General features: G+C 70.8%; 16 protein-coding genes. 12 read left to right on the top strand and 4 right to left on the bottom strand.

Annotated elements, in window-relative coordinates:
* Positions 1 to 75: 75 nt before the first annotated feature.
* Both WMF34_RS12015 and WMF34_RS12010 read left to right on the top strand, forming a co-directional pair.
* Positions 76 to 3,372 carry a beta-propeller domain-containing protein gene (locus tag WMF34_RS12015; RefSeq protein WP_437993380.1) on the top strand — a complete coding sequence of 1,099 codons (3,297 nt, stop codon included), beginning with the start codon at positions 76 to 78 and terminating at the stop codon, positions 3,370 to 3,372.
* A 198-nt stretch (positions 3,373 to 3,570) separates the two neighbouring features.
* Positions 3,571 to 4,665, top strand: a complete 1,095-nt coding sequence (locus tag WMF34_RS12010) for a hypothetical protein (RefSeq protein ID WP_437993379.1) — start codon at positions 3,571 to 3,573, stop codon at positions 4,663 to 4,665.
* A gap of 175 nt (positions 4,666 to 4,840) precedes the next feature.
* Here the strand turns inward: WMF34_RS12010 and WMF34_RS12005 are convergent, their stop codons facing one another.
* Both WMF34_RS12005 and WMF34_RS12000 read right to left on the bottom strand, forming a co-directional pair.
* Positions 4,841 to 5,542, bottom strand: coding sequence for a DUF4336 domain-containing protein (locus tag WMF34_RS12005; protein ID WP_437993378.1), 702 nt, complete (start codon positions 5,540 to 5,542; stop codon positions 4,841 to 4,843).
* A gap of 55 nt (positions 5,543 to 5,597) precedes the next feature.
* Positions 5,598 to 6,500, bottom strand: a complete 903-nt coding sequence (locus tag WMF34_RS12000) for a hypothetical protein (protein WP_437993377.1) — start codon at positions 6,498 to 6,500, stop codon at positions 5,598 to 5,600.
* Positions 6,501 to 6,703: 203 nt separating this feature from the next.
* On the opposite strand from WMF34_RS12000, the gene WMF34_RS11995 reads away from it, so the two are divergent.
* The 3 genes from WMF34_RS11995 (at position 6,704) to WMF34_RS11985 (ending at position 9,039) form a co-directional block, all read left to right on the top strand.
* Complete coding sequence (locus WMF34_RS11995; RefSeq protein ID WP_012234939.1) at positions 6,704 to 7,075, top strand: cupredoxin domain-containing protein; 372 nt, start codon at positions 6,704 to 6,706, stop codon at positions 7,073 to 7,075.
* 286 nt (positions 7,076 to 7,361) lie between these two features.
* Positions 7,362 to 8,219 (top strand): BPTI/Kunitz domain-containing protein, encoded by an 858-nt coding sequence (locus tag WMF34_RS11990; RefSeq protein ID WP_044964676.1) that lies wholly within the window; start codon positions 7,362 to 7,364, stop codon positions 8,217 to 8,219.
* Between the two features lie 484 nt (positions 8,220 to 8,703).
* Entirely contained in the window at positions 8,704 to 9,039 is a 336-nt protein-coding gene (locus tag WMF34_RS11985) for a hypothetical protein (RefSeq protein ID WP_157906620.1), read from the top strand.
* A gap of 55 nt (positions 9,040 to 9,094) precedes the next feature.
* Here the strand turns inward: WMF34_RS11985 and WMF34_RS11980 are convergent, their stop codons facing one another.
* Positions 9,095 to 9,328, bottom strand: a complete 234-nt coding sequence (locus tag WMF34_RS11980; RefSeq protein WP_437993376.1) for a hypothetical protein — start codon at positions 9,326 to 9,328, stop codon at positions 9,095 to 9,097.
* An 88-nt stretch (positions 9,329 to 9,416) separates the two neighbouring features.
* Between WMF34_RS11980 and WMF34_RS11975 the strand changes: the two genes are divergently transcribed.
* The 7 genes from WMF34_RS11975 to WMF34_RS11945 all read left to right on the top strand — a co-directional run bounded on the left by WMF34_RS11975 (position 9,417) and on the right by WMF34_RS11945 (position 14,938).
* A complete protein-coding gene (locus WMF34_RS11975; RefSeq protein WP_012234935.1) occupies positions 9,417 to 9,845 on the top strand; it encodes a GxxExxY protein in 429 nt (142 codons plus the stop codon).
* Complete coding sequence (locus tag WMF34_RS11970; RefSeq protein ID WP_080598846.1) at positions 9,846 to 10,196, top strand: cupredoxin domain-containing protein; 351 nt, start codon at positions 9,846 to 9,848, stop codon at positions 10,194 to 10,196.
* A 404-nt stretch (positions 10,197 to 10,600) separates the two neighbouring features.
* A complete protein-coding gene (locus tag WMF34_RS11965; protein ID WP_437993375.1) occupies positions 10,601 to 11,497 on the top strand; it encodes an STAS domain-containing protein in 897 nt (298 codons plus the stop codon).
* Complete coding sequence (locus WMF34_RS11960) at positions 11,494 to 11,703, top strand: hypothetical protein (protein ID WP_437993374.1); 210 nt, start codon at positions 11,494 to 11,496, stop codon at positions 11,701 to 11,703. The genes WMF34_RS11965 and WMF34_RS11960 overlap by 4 nt, the downstream gene beginning before the upstream one ends.
* 9 nt (positions 11,704 to 11,712) lie before the next feature.
* Positions 11,713 to 12,201, top strand: coding sequence for an SsrA-binding protein SmpB (smpB, locus tag WMF34_RS11955; RefSeq protein ID WP_012234932.1), 489 nt, complete (start codon positions 11,713 to 11,715; stop codon positions 12,199 to 12,201).
* A 184-nt stretch (positions 12,202 to 12,385) separates the two neighbouring features.
* On the top strand, positions 12,386 to 13,897 hold the full coding sequence (locus WMF34_RS11950) for a pyridoxal phosphate-dependent decarboxylase family protein (protein WP_437993373.1): 1,512 nt from the start codon (positions 12,386 to 12,388) through the stop codon (positions 13,895 to 13,897).
* A 159-nt stretch (positions 13,898 to 14,056) separates the two neighbouring features.
* Positions 14,057 to 14,938, top strand: coding sequence for a hypothetical protein (locus WMF34_RS11945; RefSeq protein ID WP_437993372.1), 882 nt, complete (start codon positions 14,057 to 14,059; stop codon positions 14,936 to 14,938).
* 8 nt (positions 14,939 to 14,946) lie between these two features.
* On the opposite strand, the gene WMF34_RS11940 is transcribed toward WMF34_RS11945, so the two are convergent.
* The gene (locus WMF34_RS11940) at positions 14,947 to 16,953 is read right to left on the bottom strand and encodes an amylo-alpha-1,6-glucosidase (RefSeq protein ID WP_437993371.1); all 2,007 of its coding nucleotides are present in this window, start codon (positions 16,951 to 16,953) and stop codon (positions 14,947 to 14,949) included.
* Positions 16,954 to 17,653: the final 700 nt, after the last annotated feature.

The raw sequence follows: 17,653 nt of genomic DNA, 5'->3' as shown, positions 1-17,653 counted from the left end.
TGTGCAGTCTCCGTACCTCGATCGAGGTACCAGGGAGGAGTAGCAGTGGCGAAGAGAAGAGCACTATTCAGAGGTGTGCTGTCAGCGCAGGCCAGCGTGATGGCCGCGCTGCTCTTGCTGTTCGGACAGGGATGCGGGAGCGACGACAACAAGCCCGAGCCCCAGGAGCAGACCCCACCCGAAGAAGAGAACGAGAACCCTCCGCCCGAGGAGGAGGAGCCTGATCCTCCCAAGGAAGAGCCCGAGGAGCCCGAGGAGCCCGAGGAGCCCGAGACCCCGGAGGGGCCCACCGACTTCGTGTCGGCCGATGATCCTTTCACCGAGGGGTACCTCGGCGAGGAGGAAGAAGAAGAGGAAGAGGAGGAGGAAGAAGAGGAAGAGAGCCGCGAGCTCGAGGAAGGCGACATCTACCGCGTCCTCGGCAACGGGCAGATCCTCAACCTCAACACCTTCCGCGGCCTGCAGGTCATCGACATCCAGGACCCGTCGGACCCGAAGTTCCTCGGCCAGATGCAGATCGCTGGCACCCCGGTCGAGATGTACGTCGTCGGCGACCGCGCGGTCGTGCTCCTGAACGACTGGGCCGGTTACCAGCTCAAGGCCGACGGCCTCACCGTGGAGCGGCGGACCGGCGGGACCGTCCTGTTCATCGACATCGCCGACCGCGCCGTGCCGAAGCTCCTGTCACAATACCCGGTCACGGGCGCCATCATGACGAGCCGCCTCGCGCGCGGCGAGAGCGCGAGCTCGCTCTACATCGCCTCGAACGGCTCGGAGCTCGAGGAGATCAACCCCGGGCAGTTCCAGTGGGTCAACAAGACCCTCGTCCGGAGCTTCGATGTCGGCGCCGACGCGCTCGCCCCGCGCAGCGAGATCGAGCTCGGCGACACCGTGACCGCCATCCACGCGGAGGCGGACGTGCTCCTCGTGGCGCGCAACGGCGGCAGCTGGTCGCAGGATCCCAGCGAGATCTCGATCATCGACATCTCGAACCGCGACGGGTCGATGGTGCTGCGCGACAGCGTGAGCACGGCCAGCTACGTGCGCTCCCAGTTCCACATGGACTTCCGCGACAACATGCTGCGGGTCTTCTCCGGTCCGCAGTGGGCCGACGGGACGCCCAGCTACCTCGAGACGTGGAACGCGGCCGATCCCGACAACATCGTGCCGATCGACAGCGAGGAGTTCGGCGCCGAACAGTCGCTCTACGGCGCCATCTTCCTGGACGACAGGGCGTTCGCGGTCACCTACCGGCGCCAGGATCCCTTCCACGCCTTCTCCATCGATCCGAGCGGGAACGTCACCGAGGAGAGCGAGTTCATCGTGTCCGGGTGGAACAACTTCTTCCGCCCGGTCTTCGGCGCGACCCGCCTGATCGGCATCGGCGTGAACGATCAGAACGGCCGGCAGCTCGCGGCCAGCCTCTACGACATCACCGATCTGACGAGCCAGGATCCCCTGGTGGCGCGCGCCGAGATCGACGGCGGCGCCCAGGGCTGGAGCTGGTCCGAGGCCGACTGGGATCACCGCGCGTTCACCGTGCTCGACGACGCCGTGGACGCCGTGGCGGCGACCGGAGAGCCCGAGACGGGCCTCGTGCTGCTCCCGTTCTCCGCGAGCAGGACCGTGGACAACACCAGGCGGCCGTTCTCCGGCGTGCAGATCTTCACCTTCTCGGACACCACGCTGACCCGCCGCGGCGTGATGGAGCACGGGACCCCCGCGCGCCGCACGTTCCGCGCCGAGGACATCGCCACCGCGAACGTCTCCGATGAGGAGCTCACCCTCTACGCGCAGGACAAGCTCGACACGCCAGAGAAGCTCGGACACCTCGATCTCGCCCCGGATTACGTGAAGGTCTTCGCGTTCGGCGAGCACCGCGTCCGCGTGAAGATGCCTTACGATCTCTACTGGACACCCGCGGAGAGCCGGAAGATGAAGGCGGAGGTCGTGCCGAGCGCCGGGCTCACCCAGCTCGCGCAGCCGATCGCCACCTTCGATCTGCCGGCCGACGCGCAGCTCCACCAGGTGGGCAACCTGCTCGTGTCGCTGACGACCACCTTCGAGAACTGGGTGGGCAAGGTGACCCACCTCGAGGTGATCGACCTGTCCGACCCGACCGCGCCGCGGCGGGCGGGCACGCTCGACACGAGCGATCTCCCCGCCACGGGCGCCTACTACGGCGGGGGGAGCTCGTTCTCGACCGTGCACCCCGCGCGCGATGCCCTCGCCTTCCTGCGCGTCATCGGCCACTCCGAGGACCTCGGGGTCGGCTGGGCGTGCCGGACCAACTCGGTCGAGAACCCGGGCTGCTTCGGGCAGGAAGGCTGCACGTACATGGCCGGAGAGCGGACGTGCCGCAACATCGGCGGCGAGGAGTACTGCAACGGCGGGTTCGCCGAGTGCACGGACCACCCCGGCGCGGACACGAGCTGCACGCCGGTCGAGGTCGACCGGAACGACATCGTGGGGATCACGTCGACGTATTGTTATGAGTACGTCCCGCGCCGCAGCTGGGCACAGATCGAGATCCACGTGGTCGACCTCTCCGACCCGGACCACCCGACCGTGGCGCCGGCCGTCGCGCTGCCGGACGACAACGAGACCGTGAACGTCCTCAACGACAACGGGGAGCTCTACTTCAACATCAAGCGCTCGATCGCGGGGCGCGCGCCGGACGACCCGCGCCCGCGCACGCAGTACTTCCTCACGCACCTCGACCTGACCAACCCGTCGCAGCCGGCGCTCGATCCGGGGATCAACGTGCCCGGCGAGGTGCTCGCGATCCAGGGCGCGTCGATCTTCGCGAGGGACAGGGTGTGGGGCCAGCAGTTCATCGAGACGGCGATCGCGCGGCTCGAGGTGCACGAGGGGCTCGCGTACCTGCAGGAGTACCAGAAGTTCCCGGACCGCCAGGTCAACGCGATCTCCATCGACGGCCGCGGGCTGCCCGTCCTGTCCCACAGCCTGATCTGGCGTCCGAGCAGCGGGTGGTACGCTGGCTGGGATCCCAACCAGAAGCTGACAACGCTCTCGCCGGCGGATGAGGCGCCGCCGCCCGCGCCGGAGAACGAGGAGGAGGAGGACCCCGCGATCCCCGAGTTCGACGAGCTCTCCACCGTCCGACTCGCCTCGTGGGCGTCGCTGCGCCACACGGCGGACATGCGGGCGCTCTTCGAGGTGCCGGGCGGCGCCCTGGCGATCTCCCTCGAGCAGCCCGAGGCGCCGAAGGCACAGGCGTTCTTCCCGCTCTGGGGCTGGCCCGAGAGGTTCGTGACCAGCGGCGAGGAGGTCCTGTTCGCCGCCGGCCGCTTCGGGATTCACCAGCTCGATCGCGAGACCGTCAACCTCGTCCCCTACCTGGGCGAGTAGCCGGGCCGCCGGGCAAGCCGGCCGGGGCCGAGCGCACCGGGCCGGCTTGCCGCAATGGCGCGCGGCGCGCAGCTTCGCGCGGCGCGGCCGCCTCATCCCTCTTTTCCCTCTTCGAACGCGACGCACCGCGCAGGCCGCGCGTGCGAGGCGGTGAGATCCGGTTTCGCGGAGCGCCCGACAACGCTATGGAGGAGCCCCATGGTCGAGCAAAGCACAGCGGAAAACGGGGAGGGGCAACCGGAGAGCGCGGGGCCCGCCGAGGAGCGCGCGACGGAAGCCGCCGGAGAGCCGGCGGAGGCGGGCGCGGAGGCCTCTTCCGGCGGCACGACCACGACGGCGGGCGCAGCGAGCGCGGCAGACGCCGTGGCGGCGCCGGCCGCCGCTGCGCCTGCCGCCGCTGCGCCGGCTCGATCGCGGCCGCCGCGGGTCATCGACATGCGCCGGCCGCGCACGCCAGCGCCCGCGCAGGAACCGCCGCCGCGGCGCCCGGCGCGGCCAGCGGAGCGCGGACCTGCCGACCGCGGAGCGCGCGGGCGCGGGCCGGTGGAGCGCGCAGGACACGACAGCGGCCCGGCCGAGCGCGGGGCGCGCGACGGCAACGCGGCCGAGCGCCGCTCGCCGGACAAGACCAGGTGGGCGCGGGATGGGGCGGCGCCGCGCGGCCGGACAGGCGCCGGGGGCGCTACCCAGACCCGCGCGCCCGCGGCCCATCCAGCGCCGGGCGCCGCCACGCGAGAGCAGCGCGCGGCCGCCACCGCAGACCCCGCGCAGAGCGAGGCGGAGCGCAACGCCGCGCTCGCCGAGGCGAAGCGCGCGCCCGCCGCGGGAGAGGCCGGCGCCTCCAGGGCGTCGCGGCGGCCGCAGCCCGCCGAGACGCGCGGCGTGGCGCCGGCTCCCGCGCCGGAGACGGCGGCGACCCCCGAGCCGCGCCGGGACGCCGTATGGGTGCCTCCGCCGAGCGCCGCATTCCCGCGGAAGAAGAAGCCCGCGCTCACCGCCAAGGAGGCAATGAAGGCCAGAGTCCAGGCGCGGGCCGAAAAGAAGGCAGCGAAGCAGGCACCGAGCCGCGCGGCCGAGCCCACCGCGGACCAGCGCGTGGAGGCCGCCCGCGAGGAGCCCGGAGCGCCTCCCGCTGCAGCAAAGCCCCGTGACGCCGCCGTGGCGAAGCCCCGCGATGCGGCGCCGAGGTCGACACGCCGCGACCAGGCGGCGCCGGCGCCGGCGGCGAGCGCGCCGGCCGCGAAGCCGGGGCTGCTCCGGCGGTTGCTGAGCCTGTTCCGGCGCTCCGGCTAGAGCGACAAACGGGGTGAAACCCCAGAAAAGAGCAGGGATTTGAACCGCCAAGCGCGCCAAGATTGTGTTTTGTGTTTTGTTCTTGGCGTCCTTGGCGCCTTGGCGGCTCATTTCTCGCTCGAGCTATGACGGGGCTTTCGCTCGGCGAGAGCCTCATGGAAGCGGCGCTGTCAACCTACACCTCCACGCCCTCCAGTCGCCAGGCTCGTGCGAGGCCGTCGCGCCAACCTTCTTCGATGACCTCGGCATGCCCCACGATGAGGCGCTGGGCCGGTCGCTCCAGCATGGCGCGGATGGAGCGCGCCGCCGCGCTCCTGTCCGGAATCTTCTTTCTGGCGTCGGGAGGCACGCGCACCCGCTCGTAGAAGCCAGTAAGGCGCGCGGCGTAACGCAAAGTCCAGTGGTCCTTGGCGCAAGCGCAAAGGACGATGTCTGCGCCCAGCAGGGTTTGCGTCGGCCGATGGTAGAGCACTGTCTCGTCCCAGAACGGCACGCCCCGAAGCGGCAAGGCCTCGAGCTCGGGGACAAGCTCGCCGAACCGGGCGTCGTGGATATCCACGTCGATTCTCAACGCCTTGTTCCTGTCGAGCGCCGACGCCGGTCCCACCACGCGCGCCTCGGGGAAACGGGCCGCCGCCGCGGGTGTCCCGAGGTGATGCCAGCAGTTGGGTACCAGGAGCCAGCGCACGGGGCCCAGGGCGCGTAGCTGCTCTGCCAGCGCATCGGTGGGAGGGGCCGGGGTGTGCAGGAGCAAACTGCCGTCCTCGAGGCGTACGACCGTCGTGCGGGCGCGCATCCGTACCCCGCTGAACCACACGGGGCGGTCCAGGGTCCAGATCGTGTCATCGACCACGGCGGTGAGAGCGCCGTCAGGCATGGGGGCGACATCCTCCAAGCGGCCAAGACGTTCGAGGGGCAAGGGCCATTCGTCCTCAACCCGCGGCGCCGGCTGGCCGATTCTTCCTTCGCTTCTTCCTCTCGCCCTCGCGCGCCCGGTCCGCCGCCCGCAGCGCGCTGAGCTCGCGCCGGAAATCCGCGGCCGCCGCGTGGTGCTCGTCAGCCGACCGAACGACGCCGGCGATGGCACCGCCGCAGCGCGGGCACTCGCTCCGATCGGACGCCAGCGCCGTGCGGCAGCCCGGCTCGGAGCAGAGATCGTACTGCCACCAGTGACCGACGGCCCAGCCGACGAGCGGCGCCCCGAGGAGCACGGCGAAGGCGAGCCCCCCACCGGCGCCGCGCGGCAGGGCGGCCGCGACCAGGATCGCCCCGCAGAAGCCCGCGAGCAGGCCGAGGAACAGGCCCATGCCCGAGTGCGCCCGCCGCAGGCGGAAGACCGGTCGCGGATCGCCCTCCTCGAGCTTCGTCATCGCGGCGGGCCCCGCCTGCGGATCGTCCCAGACATGGCCGCACTTGTGGCAGTGCCAGCGCCTCGGCAGGAACAGCATGAGCGGCGCGGCGAGGATCGCGAGCGCGGCGGCGGCGCTCGAGCCCTCGAGGCGCAGGCGCTCGTGGAAGCAGTAGGGGAGCTCGCAGCGCGGGCAGCGGACCCCGGCGGCCTCCTCGTCGTCGTTGCTGGCCGACTCCCCGCCGGGGTGGACCTCGAGCAGCCCCTCCGCGCGCTGGAGATCGCCCTCGCGCACCTGCAGCTGCGTGCCGCCGGCGGCGCCGCTCAGCATCGGGTTGTAGCTCGCCGCCTCGAACACGTGGGACTCGATGCCGTTGGCCGAGAGCAGCGTGCGGTCCATCTGGGCCGCGACCGGATCGAGGTAGCGGCGGACCGTGATCAGCTTCCCCGTGCCCGAAGCAGCATCCAGCTTGTCGCGGTACGGCAAGACGTCGCCTCCCCCTGGGTCGGGACAGTGTCGCCCGGCTATGGGGCTAAGAAATCCAAACGCGCTCCGAAAGTCAATCTCCCCGACGAGGGCCCGGCGGGGGCGCGCGTCGCCGGTCCCGGCAGGCGAGCCGGTTTCCCACGCTCGACTGTAATGCGACGGAGACCCGCGCGTCCTCCCGCGGCACCTGAAAGGAGCTTCTCATGAAGGTCACGCACGCAATCTTCTCGATCGCGCTCGGCATCACCTCGGTCGCCTCCGCGCTCGGCTGCTCTCAGCCCGCGAGCGCCGAGCCGCAGAAGGCCCCTCGCGTGGTCGAGATCATGGTCCACGGCGCCTTCGTGCCGGACAAGATCGCCGCGGTCGAGGGGGAGCGGCTGAAGCTCCGGCTCGTCCGACACGACAGCGGCGGCTGCACCAAGGAGATCGTCTTCCCGAGCCTCGGTATCCGCAAGGAGCTGCCGACCGGGCAGCCGGTGACCATCGACCTCCCGGAGCTGAAGGCAGGGGAGCTCCAATTCGAGTGCGGCATGGGGATGATCAAGGGCACGATCGCCGTCGCGCCGAGGAAGTGAGCAGCAGAGGGAAGCGATCTCTGGCTCACCGCGAGCCACCCCCCCGGCTGGCGGATCGGTCGACAGGTGGGACACGGTACCTCCACGTAGGGGGCGCTCCGGAGAGGGGCGCGCCGCACCTCGATCACGTCGTCACGGCGCGCAGCGTCACCTGGCACACCACCGGCTGACATGCCATCGACCACGGATGCAACTCCTACGATCGATTGTCTTATGCGCAGGTGACCGACGGCGCGCCGATTGCAACGTGTTTGGAAACTACCAGCGCTTGTCCCTCGGTCTGGGCTTGCTCACTTCTCTCATGCTCGCGGCGGGCTGCAGCGGCGCGGGGAACGACGGCGGATCGGGCGGTGGAGGCCCGGGCGGCGGGGGCCCGGGCGGCGGGGGCCCGGTCGCTGGCAGCGGCGGCGGCTCCAGCAGCTCGGTCGCTGGCAGCGGCGGCGGCTCGGCCGCGAGCAGCGGCGCCGGCGGCGAATCGCCGGACCGTTGCGCGCTGCCGCAGGAGACCGGCCCCTGCGACGCGGCGATCCCGAGCTACTGGCACGACCCTGGCACCGGCGAGTGTGTTCCGTTCATCTATGGTGGTTGCGAGGGCAACGCGAACCGCTTCGAGTCGCTCGCGGCGTGCCTGGAGACCTGTCAGGGCACCACCACGGACATGGATGCATGCGCGGCGCCGGGCGATTGCGTCCTCGCGCCGCCGCGCTGCTGCGCCTCCTGCGACCCGGTCGACGCCAGCGCGTTCGTCGCCCTCCACCGCGACGCGGTGGCGGATTTCTGGAATGCCAGCGGGTGCGGGGACACGCAGTGCGAGCGATGCCCGGAGGTCGGCGAGGCCGAGAGCACCTCCCAGTACTTCGCCGCCACATGCGAGAGCGGGCGCTGCGTCGTCGTCGACGTGCGCGAATCCCCGCTGACGGAATGCACGAAAGACGCGGACTGCGCGCTGCGCGACGGCGTCGGGTGCTGCGAGTCGTGCGACGGCAAAGGCATCGTCGCCCTCAACCAGAGCGGGGATCTCGGCGCCCTCGTTTGCCCTGAAGAGATCGTCGCGTGCCCTCCCTGCGCGCCCGTGTATCCGGAGGGAATGACGGCGGTGTGCTCGGAGGGCCGGTGTACGCCGCGGCTCTCCGAGACGCCCTGATCGGCCGGTATTCGTTCATCTCCTTCGCGCCCGTCCAGGCGGACCGGGACCTTCTCCCCTGGCTCCAGGCGCAGCTCGCCGTCGACCGGATGGCGGCGTCAGCTGGCCTGTGCTGGTCGGGCTGGCCCGTCGCGCCACGTCGCCGCCGGAGGTGGCGACCTCCTGGCATAGGAGCGTGATAAACCGGGCAGAAGGTTGCGCGCAACGGTTTGCTCGATCACGCAGGCTGCGCGCGGGTCTCGCCGTCGAGCCGGCGGCGCCCCGCCCATGGCTCGGTGATGCGGCGGCGGTACGCGCCAGGCCGGCGGCGCGAGAGGCGGGCACGACGCGTGCTTTTGCTCGGGGCGTCCTGACGCCACTTGGGCGCCGGCTCGATGCGCGGAGCCTTGCGGAGACCTCGTTCGCGCGGGCGATGCGCTCGACATTCGCGGATATCATGTCCGATGGATACAAACGTCACACGATCGAATGAAAGGGGACGAGCATGGTTCGCAAGAACATCATGGCGATCAGTGGTATGTTGTTGTTCGTCGGCGGGGCAATGGCGCACGCATCGACGCCCGCCACCTCGAACCTGAAGGCCAACTCCGGTCTTCACACCGAGGCGACCGCCGCAACCCCCGCGAGGATTGCGCACCCTGGGGCGTTCCCCACGGTCGTCGGGCAACCGATGATCGTGACGGACGCGGTCCCTGGTGCCTCCTTGAGCCAGGCGCAGGGCCACAGCGGCTTCCGCTATCACGGCGCCGGAGGTCCGAGGAGGAGCGAGAGCAACGACGCGCTGGCGGACAGCCGCGCGGACGTCCTCTTCGATAACTAGGCGAACGGAGGAGCCTCACTCACCGACCAGGCGATGGAATCGGCACTTCCGGTCGTCAGCGCGCCGCCAGCGCGAGGAGGCAGGCGCGCAGCTCCTCGGCGCACTCGGGGCACAGGTCGAGGTGCTGCGCGGCCTCGACCAGCGCCTCGGGCACCGGGGCGCCCTCCGCGACGAGCTCGGCGTACCGCGGCGCGTGCTCAAGCCATTCGTCGCAGATCAGCTCGTCGGGCTTCGTCGCGAGGACGACCCTGGCCAGATCGCGGATCTCTTCCTGGGATAGGCTCTTCATGGCGCTCCTCTCGAGGGCATCCAACGTGCCAACCGCGTTTTGCGGCGGAGCACGCAGCTGAGGGCGGGGTTATGGCGATAGACACGAGATGAACCGCCAAGACACCCAGGACGCCAAGAAAGAAGTGAGGAGCGAGCCCGACGCGGAGTTGGATCGCCTCGCTCACTGGGTCATCGGCGCCGCGCTCGAAGTACACCGAACTCTCGGCCCCGGCTTCCTCGAAGCCGTCTACGAGGAAGCGCTCTGCGTCGAGCTCTCCCTGCGCCGCATTCCGTTCGCCCGGCAAGTGCCCATCGGCGTGGACGACAAGGGGAATCTGGTGGGCCAGGCTCGTATGGATCTCGTGGTGGATAGTCAGCTCGTCGTCCAGCTCAAGGCCACCGAGTGCATCGCCGCGATCCACGTTGCGCAGGTTCTGTCATATCTCAAGACGGCAAGACTCCGGCTTGGCCTCTTGATCACCTTCAACGTGGCCGTCGTCCGTACCGGCGTCAGGCGAGTGGTTCATTCCCCGTGAATTTGGCGTTCTTGGCGTCCTTGGCGGTTCCTCCCTTTCCGCGATGAAGCTCCCGCAGTAGTGCTAGAGCTCAGGCTCGTCCGCCACGACAGCGGTGACTGCACCAAGGAGGTCGTCTTCCCGAGCCTCGGTATCCGCAAGGAGCTGCCGACCGGACAGCCGGTGACCATCGACCTCCCCGAGCTGAAGGCAGGAGAGCTCCGATTCGAGTGCGGCATGGGGGATGATCAAGGGCACCATCGCCGTCGCGCCGAGGAAGTGAGCAGCAGAGGGAAGCGATCCCTGGCTCACCGCGAGCGAGCCCTCCGGCTGGAGGATCGGTCGACAGGTGAACACGGTACCTCCACGTAGGCAGCGCGCCGATGAGGCGCGCGCCGCACCTCGATCACGTCGTCAGGGCGTGCAGCGTCACCTGGCACACCACCGCCTGACATGCCATCGACTCCGGATGCAACTCCTACGATCGATTGTCTTATGCTCAGGTGACCGACGGCGCGCCGATTGCGATGTCCTTGGAATGTACCGGCGCTTGTCCCTCGGTCTGGGCTTGCTCACTTCTCTCCTGCTCGCGGCGGGCTGCAGCGGCGCGGGGAACGACGGCGGATCGGGCGGCGGGCGCCCGGGCGGCGGGCGCCCGGGCGGCGGGAGCCCGGGCGGCGGGAGCCCGGGCGGCGGGAGCCCGGGCGGCAGGAGCCCGGGCCGCGACCTGTGCCGCTGCTTTTGGTATACAGGTCAGAAGAGAGCAAGGGGCACGGATGAACGGTGAATCGGATCACAAAGATGTCATTGCGGAAAACGAGCGCCTGAGGCAGCGCATCCGGGAGCTGGAGGAGGCGGACCAAGAGCGGGATCACCTCCGCGCTGCGCTGCACCGGAGCGAGGAGCATGTGCGCCTCTTTGTCACCTACACACCCGCCGCGTTTGCCATGTTCGATCGGGACATGCGCTATATCCTGGCCAGTCACCGCCACCTGGCGGATTTCGGCTTGCGCGAAGAAGATGTCCTTGGCCGGTGCCATTACGAGATCTTCCCCGACATGCCCGAGCACTGGAAGGCCATCCACCAGCGCTGCCTCGCAGGGGCCTCGGAAGGGAATGACGAGGAGCCCTTCCCGCGGGCCGACGGGCACGTCGAGTGGGGGAGCTGGAGGATCTTCCCGTGGCACACGACGACCGGCGAGATCGGCGGGATCGTGCTGTTCTCGGAGGTGATCACCAAGCGAAAGCAGCTCGAGGACAAGCTCCGGATGCAGGCGAAGACGCTGCTGGAGCTGTCGTCGCCCATCGTGCCCATCAGCCAGGGCGTCCTCGTGCTGCCGCTGGTGGGCGCGCTGGACGCGGCGCGGGCGCAGCAGATGATGGAGAACCTGCTGGGCAAGGTGGTCGAGCGGCAGGCGCGGGTGGCGATCATCGACGTCACGGGCGTGCCGGACATCGACACGGCCTCGGCGAGCGCCCTCCTGCAGGTGGCGCGGGCGGTCCGGCTGCTCGGGGCGCAGGTCGTCCTGACGGGCATCCGGCCCGAGGTGTCCCAGGCCATCGTCCGCCTCGATATCGATCTCGCCGGCATCGTGACCCGCCGCGATCTGCAGAGCGGGATCGCGTTCGCCACCGCGGCGAGCCCGGGGGCCTCGTCGCCGTCCCCGCCATGACGCCCCCCTGCCGGGGGATCGCGGCCGCCGGCAGCCTGCTCGGCGCGCTGACGTTTCTGGGCGCTCGAGGCGCTCTGCTTTCCTGGTTCCTGGCGCGCGCCGGCCGGGAGGCCGATGCGCGCGCGGCCTTCGCCGAGGCGCGCCCGCTGCTCCCGTCGGGCCTCTCGTTCGCCCGGCGCTTCGCCGCGCTGGGGATCGACGGATAAGATCCCCTCGTGCCCAAGGAAAAGGCCAGGCCTGGCGAGACGCTCATCGCGCGCAACAAGCGCGCTGGCTTCAATTACGACCTCGGCGACCGGTTCGAGGCGGGCATCGTCCTCAAGGGGAGCGAGGTGAAGATGCTTCGCGCCGGCAAGGCCGACTTGACCGACTCGTTCTGCACGGTGCTCCGGGGCGAGGTGTTCCTGCACGGCGTGAGCATCGCCGCGATGGCCAGCGCCGCCTTCGGCCACGTGCCGAAGGGCGCGCGCAAGCTCCTCCTCCACCGGCGCGAAATCGAGCGCATCGACCTCTCGATCGCCCGCGAGGGGATGACCGCCGTCGCGACCCGGCTCTACTTCAAGAGCGGCCTTGCCAAGGTCGAGATCGCGCTGGCGCGGGGGAAGAAGAGCCACGACAAGCGCGAGACCATCAAGGAGCAAGACGCCGAGCGCGAGATGCGCGCGGTGGTGGTGCACGGGCAACGAGGGTACGGACGCGCGTGACGCTCCGCGAGCTCGCGGAGGACCCGGCTCGTGCGTCGATCGCAGGCCGGCGCCCACCCCGGACGAGGCGGCTCGCCTCGCTGGACGTCGCTGGACGTCGCTGGACGTTTCGCGGCGTCCCCGCGGCGCTCTCGCCCCGAACGCCGCCCGCCGTGGAGCGCGCGATGACGTAGGATGCCGCGCGTTGGCCCGCCCGAAACGACCACCGTCAGGCCCCCACCCGCTCGAGCTGCCGGGCGACGCCATGCGCGAGATGGTCGAGCTCGCGATGGACCGCATCGTTCGGCACATCGAGAGCCTGCCGGAGCAGCCGATGCACGCGACGCGGGGAGGCAAGCGGGTCGCGCGCTCGCTCCGCGAGCCGCTGCCGGAGCGCGGCGTGCCTTATGAAAAGCTCCTCCGGAAGCTCTTCGGCAAGCTCATCCCGATGAGCCTGAACACGGCGTCCCCCGGTTACATGGGGTACATCCCGGGCGGCGGGCTCTTTCACGCGGCCGTGGCCGATCTGATCGCGGACGCGGTGAACCGGTATGTCGGCGTCTTCCAGGCCGCCCCCCTGCTCGTGCAGATCGAGGCGAACGTCATCGCCTGGTTCTGCGCCATGCTCGGCCTGCCCGAGGGCTCCGGGGGGATCCTCACGACGGGCGGCTCGCTCGCGAACCTCGTCGCGGTGATCACCGCGCGCCGCGAGCGCCTCCCGCCGGACTTCCTGCGAGGGACCCTCTATGCCTCGGAGGAAGCGCACCACTCGGTGACGAAGGCCGCGCTCCTCGCCGGCTTTCCGCCGGAGGCCGTGCGCGAGATCCCGGTGGACGGGCGCTTCCGCATGCGGGCCGACGCCGCGGCGGAGGCGGTCGCGCGCGACCGGGCGCGCGGCCTCTCGCCTTTCCTCCTCGTCGCCTCCGCGGGCACGACGGGCACCGGCGCGATCGACGATCTGCCCGCCCTCGCCGGCCTCGCCGAGGCCGAGCGCCTCTGGCTGCACGTCGACGCGGCGTACGGCGGCTTCTTCGCGCTCACCGAGCGAGGCCGCGCGGCAATGCGGGGGATCGAGCGCGCCGATTCGGTGACGCTGGACCCGCACAAGAGCCTCTTCTTGCCGTACGGGACGGGCTGCCTCGCGGTGCGCGATCGCGAGGCGCTGCGGCGCGCGCACGCGCTCTCCGCGTCGTACATGCCGCCGATGCAGGCAGAGGACGATCTCGTGGATTTCTGCGCGATCAGCCCCGAGCTGTCGCGCGACGCGCGCGGGCTGCGGGTGTGGCTGCCGCTGAAGATGCATGGGGCCTCCGTCTTCCGGGCCGAGCTCGACGAGAAGCTCACGCTCGCGCGCGGCGCCGCCGGCGCGCTCCGGCAGATGGCGCATCTCGAGGTCGTGGCGGAGCCCGAGCTGTCGCTCCTCGCCTTCAGGGCGCGCCCGCCCGGCGTCGACGACGGGCCGGCGCTCGACGCGCTGAACCGGCGCCTCCTCGCGCGGGTGAACGCGAAGCAGCGGGTGCTGCTCACGGGGGTGGTGGCCGGGGGGCGGTTCCTGCTGCGGATGTGCATCCTGAGCTTCAGGACACACGCCGACCGGGTGGACGCGGCGCTCGCCGACGTCGCGTCGAGCCTCGCGGAGGTGCTGGGAGAGCTCCGCGACGGGCCGCTCTCGCCCGCGCGCGAGGGCGATCAGCCCGGAGGAACGGACGACGACTGAAGGGGCGCAACAGACGCGCTCGCCCGGCGCCGGCTCGGCTCGATCTCGTGGAACGGCCAACCACTCGACCCCCTGGCGAGGAGATTCCGGATCTTGCCATGGCGCTCACGCTGGTTCGGCTCCGGCGCTCCATCTACGATCGAACCAAGGAGGTTCTTCATGCGCAAGCATCGATCTGTCTTGTTCGCGACGCTCCTATCGGCCGTCGCCGTCGCCGTGTCCGCCGTGCCCGGATGCGGGGACGACGAGGCGCGGGCGCGGACAGGCAGCGATTTCCTCTCCAGCTATGCGAAGGCCCTCTGCGACCGCACGTTCACGTGCTGCGACGCGGCGACCCGGGCCGCGCATGACCTGGACGCGAGCTCCGCCGACGCGTGCGCCTCGCAGCTCGAAGCGATCCTCGTTGCCGTCAGCGGCGGAGGCGAGGTGAAGGGCACCTTCGTCCCGGAGAAGGCGGAGGCGTGCCTCGCCGAGGTGGACGCGGCCCCCTGTGCCGAGATTGAAGTCCTGGGCGTGCTTCTGGGGGTGAACGCCGAGTTCACGCCGTCCTGCCGCGACGCGTGGGACGGCGCCGTGCCCGAGGGCGGGACGTGCGGCAACGACTGGGACTGCGCCCGGGACCGCTGCGTGCGCACCGTCGACGCGAGCGGGCAGTCGACGTCGGCATGCAAAGCGAGGGCGGCGGCCGGAGAGCCATGCTCGTCGAGGTTCGACTGCGACGAGGCGCTCCGGTGCGACCAGCCCTCGCCGCCCGACGCGGGGACGTGTGCGCCACGGCTCGCCACGGGCGGGTCATGCAAAGGAAGCCTCGACTGCCAGGAGGAGCTTCGCTGTAGCCAGGACGGGACGTGCCAGTCGCGCGAGCAGGCGGGCGGTCCATGCGCGTCGGACGACGACTGCGCGGCCGGCACGGCGTGTGATGGCGCCGCGTGCGCGCCGCTCGGCGCCGCCGGCTCGCCCTGCTCCGCCGATTCGGACTGCGCGTCCTTCGCGTGCAGCGATGCGACGGGCACCTGCGCTGACGTCTGCAAGGGCGACTGATCAGGATCTCACGGGCTTAGCGATCCGGGCAACGCCACCTGGTCGAGGAGCGTGAAGGCGCGGAGCACCTCGGCGACGCTCCACGCCTGAGCGATGCAGCCGCGCGGCGCGAAGGGGGCGTCACCATCGAAGATCTCGCTGATCGAGCCGAGGCCGGCGGCGTTGATGTGGTCGCCCATCGGCGCGAGCAGACGGCGGGCTGCGTCGGGATCGCCATAAACACGGAGGTGCGCCTCGACGAACGGGCCGATGAGCCAGGCCCACACCATGCCCTGGTGGTAAGCGGCGTCGCGGCGCTCCTGATCGCCGCCGTAGAACCCCTGATACGCCGGATCCGACGGGGCGAGCGAGCGCAGCCCATACGAGGTCAGGAGCGCCCGCGCGCACGCGTCGACCACGGCGCGCTGTCGCTCGGGGGAGAGCAGGCTCTCGGGGAGCGACACGGCGAAGATCTGGTTCGGCCGGAGCGCCACCTCGGCGCCGGCGGGCCCGTCGAGGACGTCGTAGCAGTAGCCCGCGGCGGCGTTCCAGAAGCGCTCGAAGGACGCGAGGGCCCTCGCCGCCATCCCCTGATACGGCTCGGCGGGCTCGCCGAGGCGGGCGGCGAAGGCGACCATCGCCCGCAGCGCGTTGTACCAGAGGGCGTTGATCTCGACCGGCTTGCCGATGCGCGGCGTGATCACGCGATCGCCGACCTTGGCATCCATCCAGGTGAGCTGGACGCCGTCCTGCCCGCCGCGGAGCAGGCCATCGCCCGGGTCGACCTGGATCCCATACCGCGTGCCCCGGATATGCCAGTCGACGATGTCCCGCAGCACCGGGAACAGATCGCGCAGGAGCCCGTCGTCGCCGGTCGCCTCGTGACAGGCGCGGATGGCCTGGAAGTACCAGAGCGTGGCGTCCATCGTGTTGTATTCGGGGCGCGCGGCGCCGTCGGGGAACCGGTTGGGCAACATCCCTTGATCCACGAAAGCGGCGAACGTGCGGAGGATCGGCGCGGCGATGCTCGCCTGTCCTGTCGAGAGCGCGAGGCCGGGGAGGCTGATCATCGTGTCGCGGCCCCAGTCCTCGAACCAGGGATAACCGGCGATGATGCTCTTGCCGGGGCTGCCGCCGGGGGTCTGCGCGCGGTCCACGACGAACTGGTCGGCGGCGAGGACGAGCTGCGAGACCCAGCCGGGGGCGGCGGCCGCGCCCGACGGCCACGCCCCGCTCCACGCCGAGAGGAGGGCCCGATCGCGCGCGCGGCGGCGCGGGAGGGCCTCCGGATCGACAGCGGTGGTGCCGTCTCCGGCGGCGGCGAGGAACACCACCGTCTCGCCGGGCAAGAGGGTCGCCTCGAAGGTCGCGACGTGGACGTGGTCGTCGCGGTCGAGGAGCCCGCGCGCCGTCTCGGCCGGGAGCGCGAAGCCGCGGTAGAGCTCCGTCGCGGGGGTGGCCGCGCCGCCTTCCAGCTTGAGGAACAGCGGCAGCGCGTCGCCGGCCGTGACGACGCGGACGCCGCCCGAAGCGGCGCTGACCTCGGCCGGCCACGCGACGGTGCCGGTGTTGTGGAAGACGCGGTTGTTGGCGATGGCGCGCGCGGTGAGGCGCAACGGCTCGCGCGCCTGGAGCGCGGTGTAAGCGACGTAGGTGGTGTTCTGGCCGTGCTCCATCCAGACGCGCTTCTCGAGCAGCGCGTCGGCGCAGGCGTAGCGCCAGCAAGGGATCGAGCCCTCGAGCGCGAAGTGCTCGATGTTGACGAAGCCGCTCGGCGCGACGGCGCCGCTCGCCCAGCGGTTGGTCGCGAGGTCCCAGGCCGCGCCGCGGTACATGACGGCCTCGTCGAGCTTGACCAGCATCAGCCACCGATCGACGGGCGGCCGGAGGGCGGCGACGAGCAGCCCGTGGTAGCCGCGCGTGAGCGAGCCGGCCACGGTCCCGGAGCCATAGCCGCCGATGCCGTTGGTGACGAGCCACTCGCGCTCTTCGGCGATCCTCAGGTCGCCGCAGATCTCCCTCCCCATCCCGACCATGCGCTCCTCCTCCGGGACTTCTATCGCTTACCGAACGGGCTCGACGCAACCCTCGAATCCGCCGAGGGGCCCTCGGTCGGCCTCGCGATCGGCCGATCCCTCGCGACCCCGCGTTGCCCCCGCGGCGCTATCGCTCGCCGACGACAGGCAGCGACCGGCGCGCCGGGCCACGATCGCGCCGGCGATCCCGGTGCCCACGATCACGGCATCATGGCCGTCATCGGCGGCCACCGCGCTGGCGTCCGTCCGCAGCGCCCGTGTCAGTTTTCAGCAGCACGTCCCGCCCTCCCCGGGTGAATGATGCCCCCGATGTCCTAAATCAGAAGAGTTCGGTCGCTGTCAACCGCTTCATTGTATCGGTCACGCGACACCGGGATCGTCGCTCCTGTCGCTGTCATGAGCGTGGATCGACGCACGACGTGGGCGCGCTGCGGCGTTCAAACGATCGAGGAGAATTGGCGACGCGCCCGCCGCGGCTGCGCCGCGGGCAGCAGGCCACGGAGCTGGCGGAGGGGGCGCACGAGGGAGAAAAAGTTGCGCAACATACACCAAAGGCGCGCGAGACGACGCCGGGGCTGCGCAGGAGACTCAACGGGGCTGCCCAGGAGCCGGACGATGGTGACAAAGGACACCAGCGAGGGCGCGCAGGAGGGGCGCGGAGGCCGCGCAGGACAAGGGCAAATGTTGCGCAGGACACCAA

The organism is Sorangium sp. So ce145 (assembly GCF_051525985.1).
GTDB lineage: Bacteria > Myxococcota_A > Polyangia > Polyangiales > Polyangiaceae > Sorangium > Sorangium cellulosum_B.
Note: the sequence above shows the minus strand (reverse complement) of the source record. Positions and strands in the feature narration are given on the sequence as shown.

Bases quoted from the DNA above. Each gene is read 5' to 3' on its own strand.
- WMF34_RS11965 (WP_437993375.1), top strand. From the start codon at position 10,601: ATGAACGGTGAATCGGATCACAAAGATGTCATTGCGGAAAACGAGCGC.
- WMF34_RS11975 (WP_012234935.1), top strand. From the start codon at position 9,417: ATGAACCGCCAAGACACCCAGGACGCCAAGAAAGAAGTGAGGAGCGAG.
- WMF34_RS11995 (WP_012234939.1), top strand. From the start codon at position 6,704: ATGAAGGTCACGCACGCAATCTTCTCGATCGCGCTCGGCATCACCTCG.
- WMF34_RS11945 (WP_437993372.1), top strand. From the start codon at position 14,057: ATGCGCAAGCATCGATCTGTCTTGTTCGCGACGCTCCTATCGGCCGTC.
- WMF34_RS12010 (WP_437993379.1), top strand. From the start codon at position 3,571: ATGGTCGAGCAAAGCACAGCGGAAAACGGGGAGGGGCAACCGGAGAGC.
- WMF34_RS11985 (WP_157906620.1), top strand. From the start codon at position 8,704: ATGGTTCGCAAGAACATCATGGCGATCAGTGGTATGTTGTTGTTCGTC.
- WMF34_RS11960 (WP_437993374.1), top strand. From the start codon at position 11,494: ATGACGCCCCCCTGCCGGGGGATCGCGGCCGCCGGCAGCCTGCTCGGC.
- WMF34_RS11940 (WP_437993371.1), bottom strand. From the start codon at position 16,953: ATGGTCGGGATGGGGAGGGAGATCTGCGGCGACCTGAGGATCGCCGAA.
- WMF34_RS11980 (WP_437993376.1), bottom strand. From the start codon at position 9,328: ATGAAGAGCCTATCCCAGGAAGAGATCCGCGATCTGGCCAGGGTCGTC.
- WMF34_RS12005 (WP_437993378.1), bottom strand. From the start codon at position 5,542: ATGCCTGACGGCGCTCTCACCGCCGTGGTCGATGACACGATCTGGACC.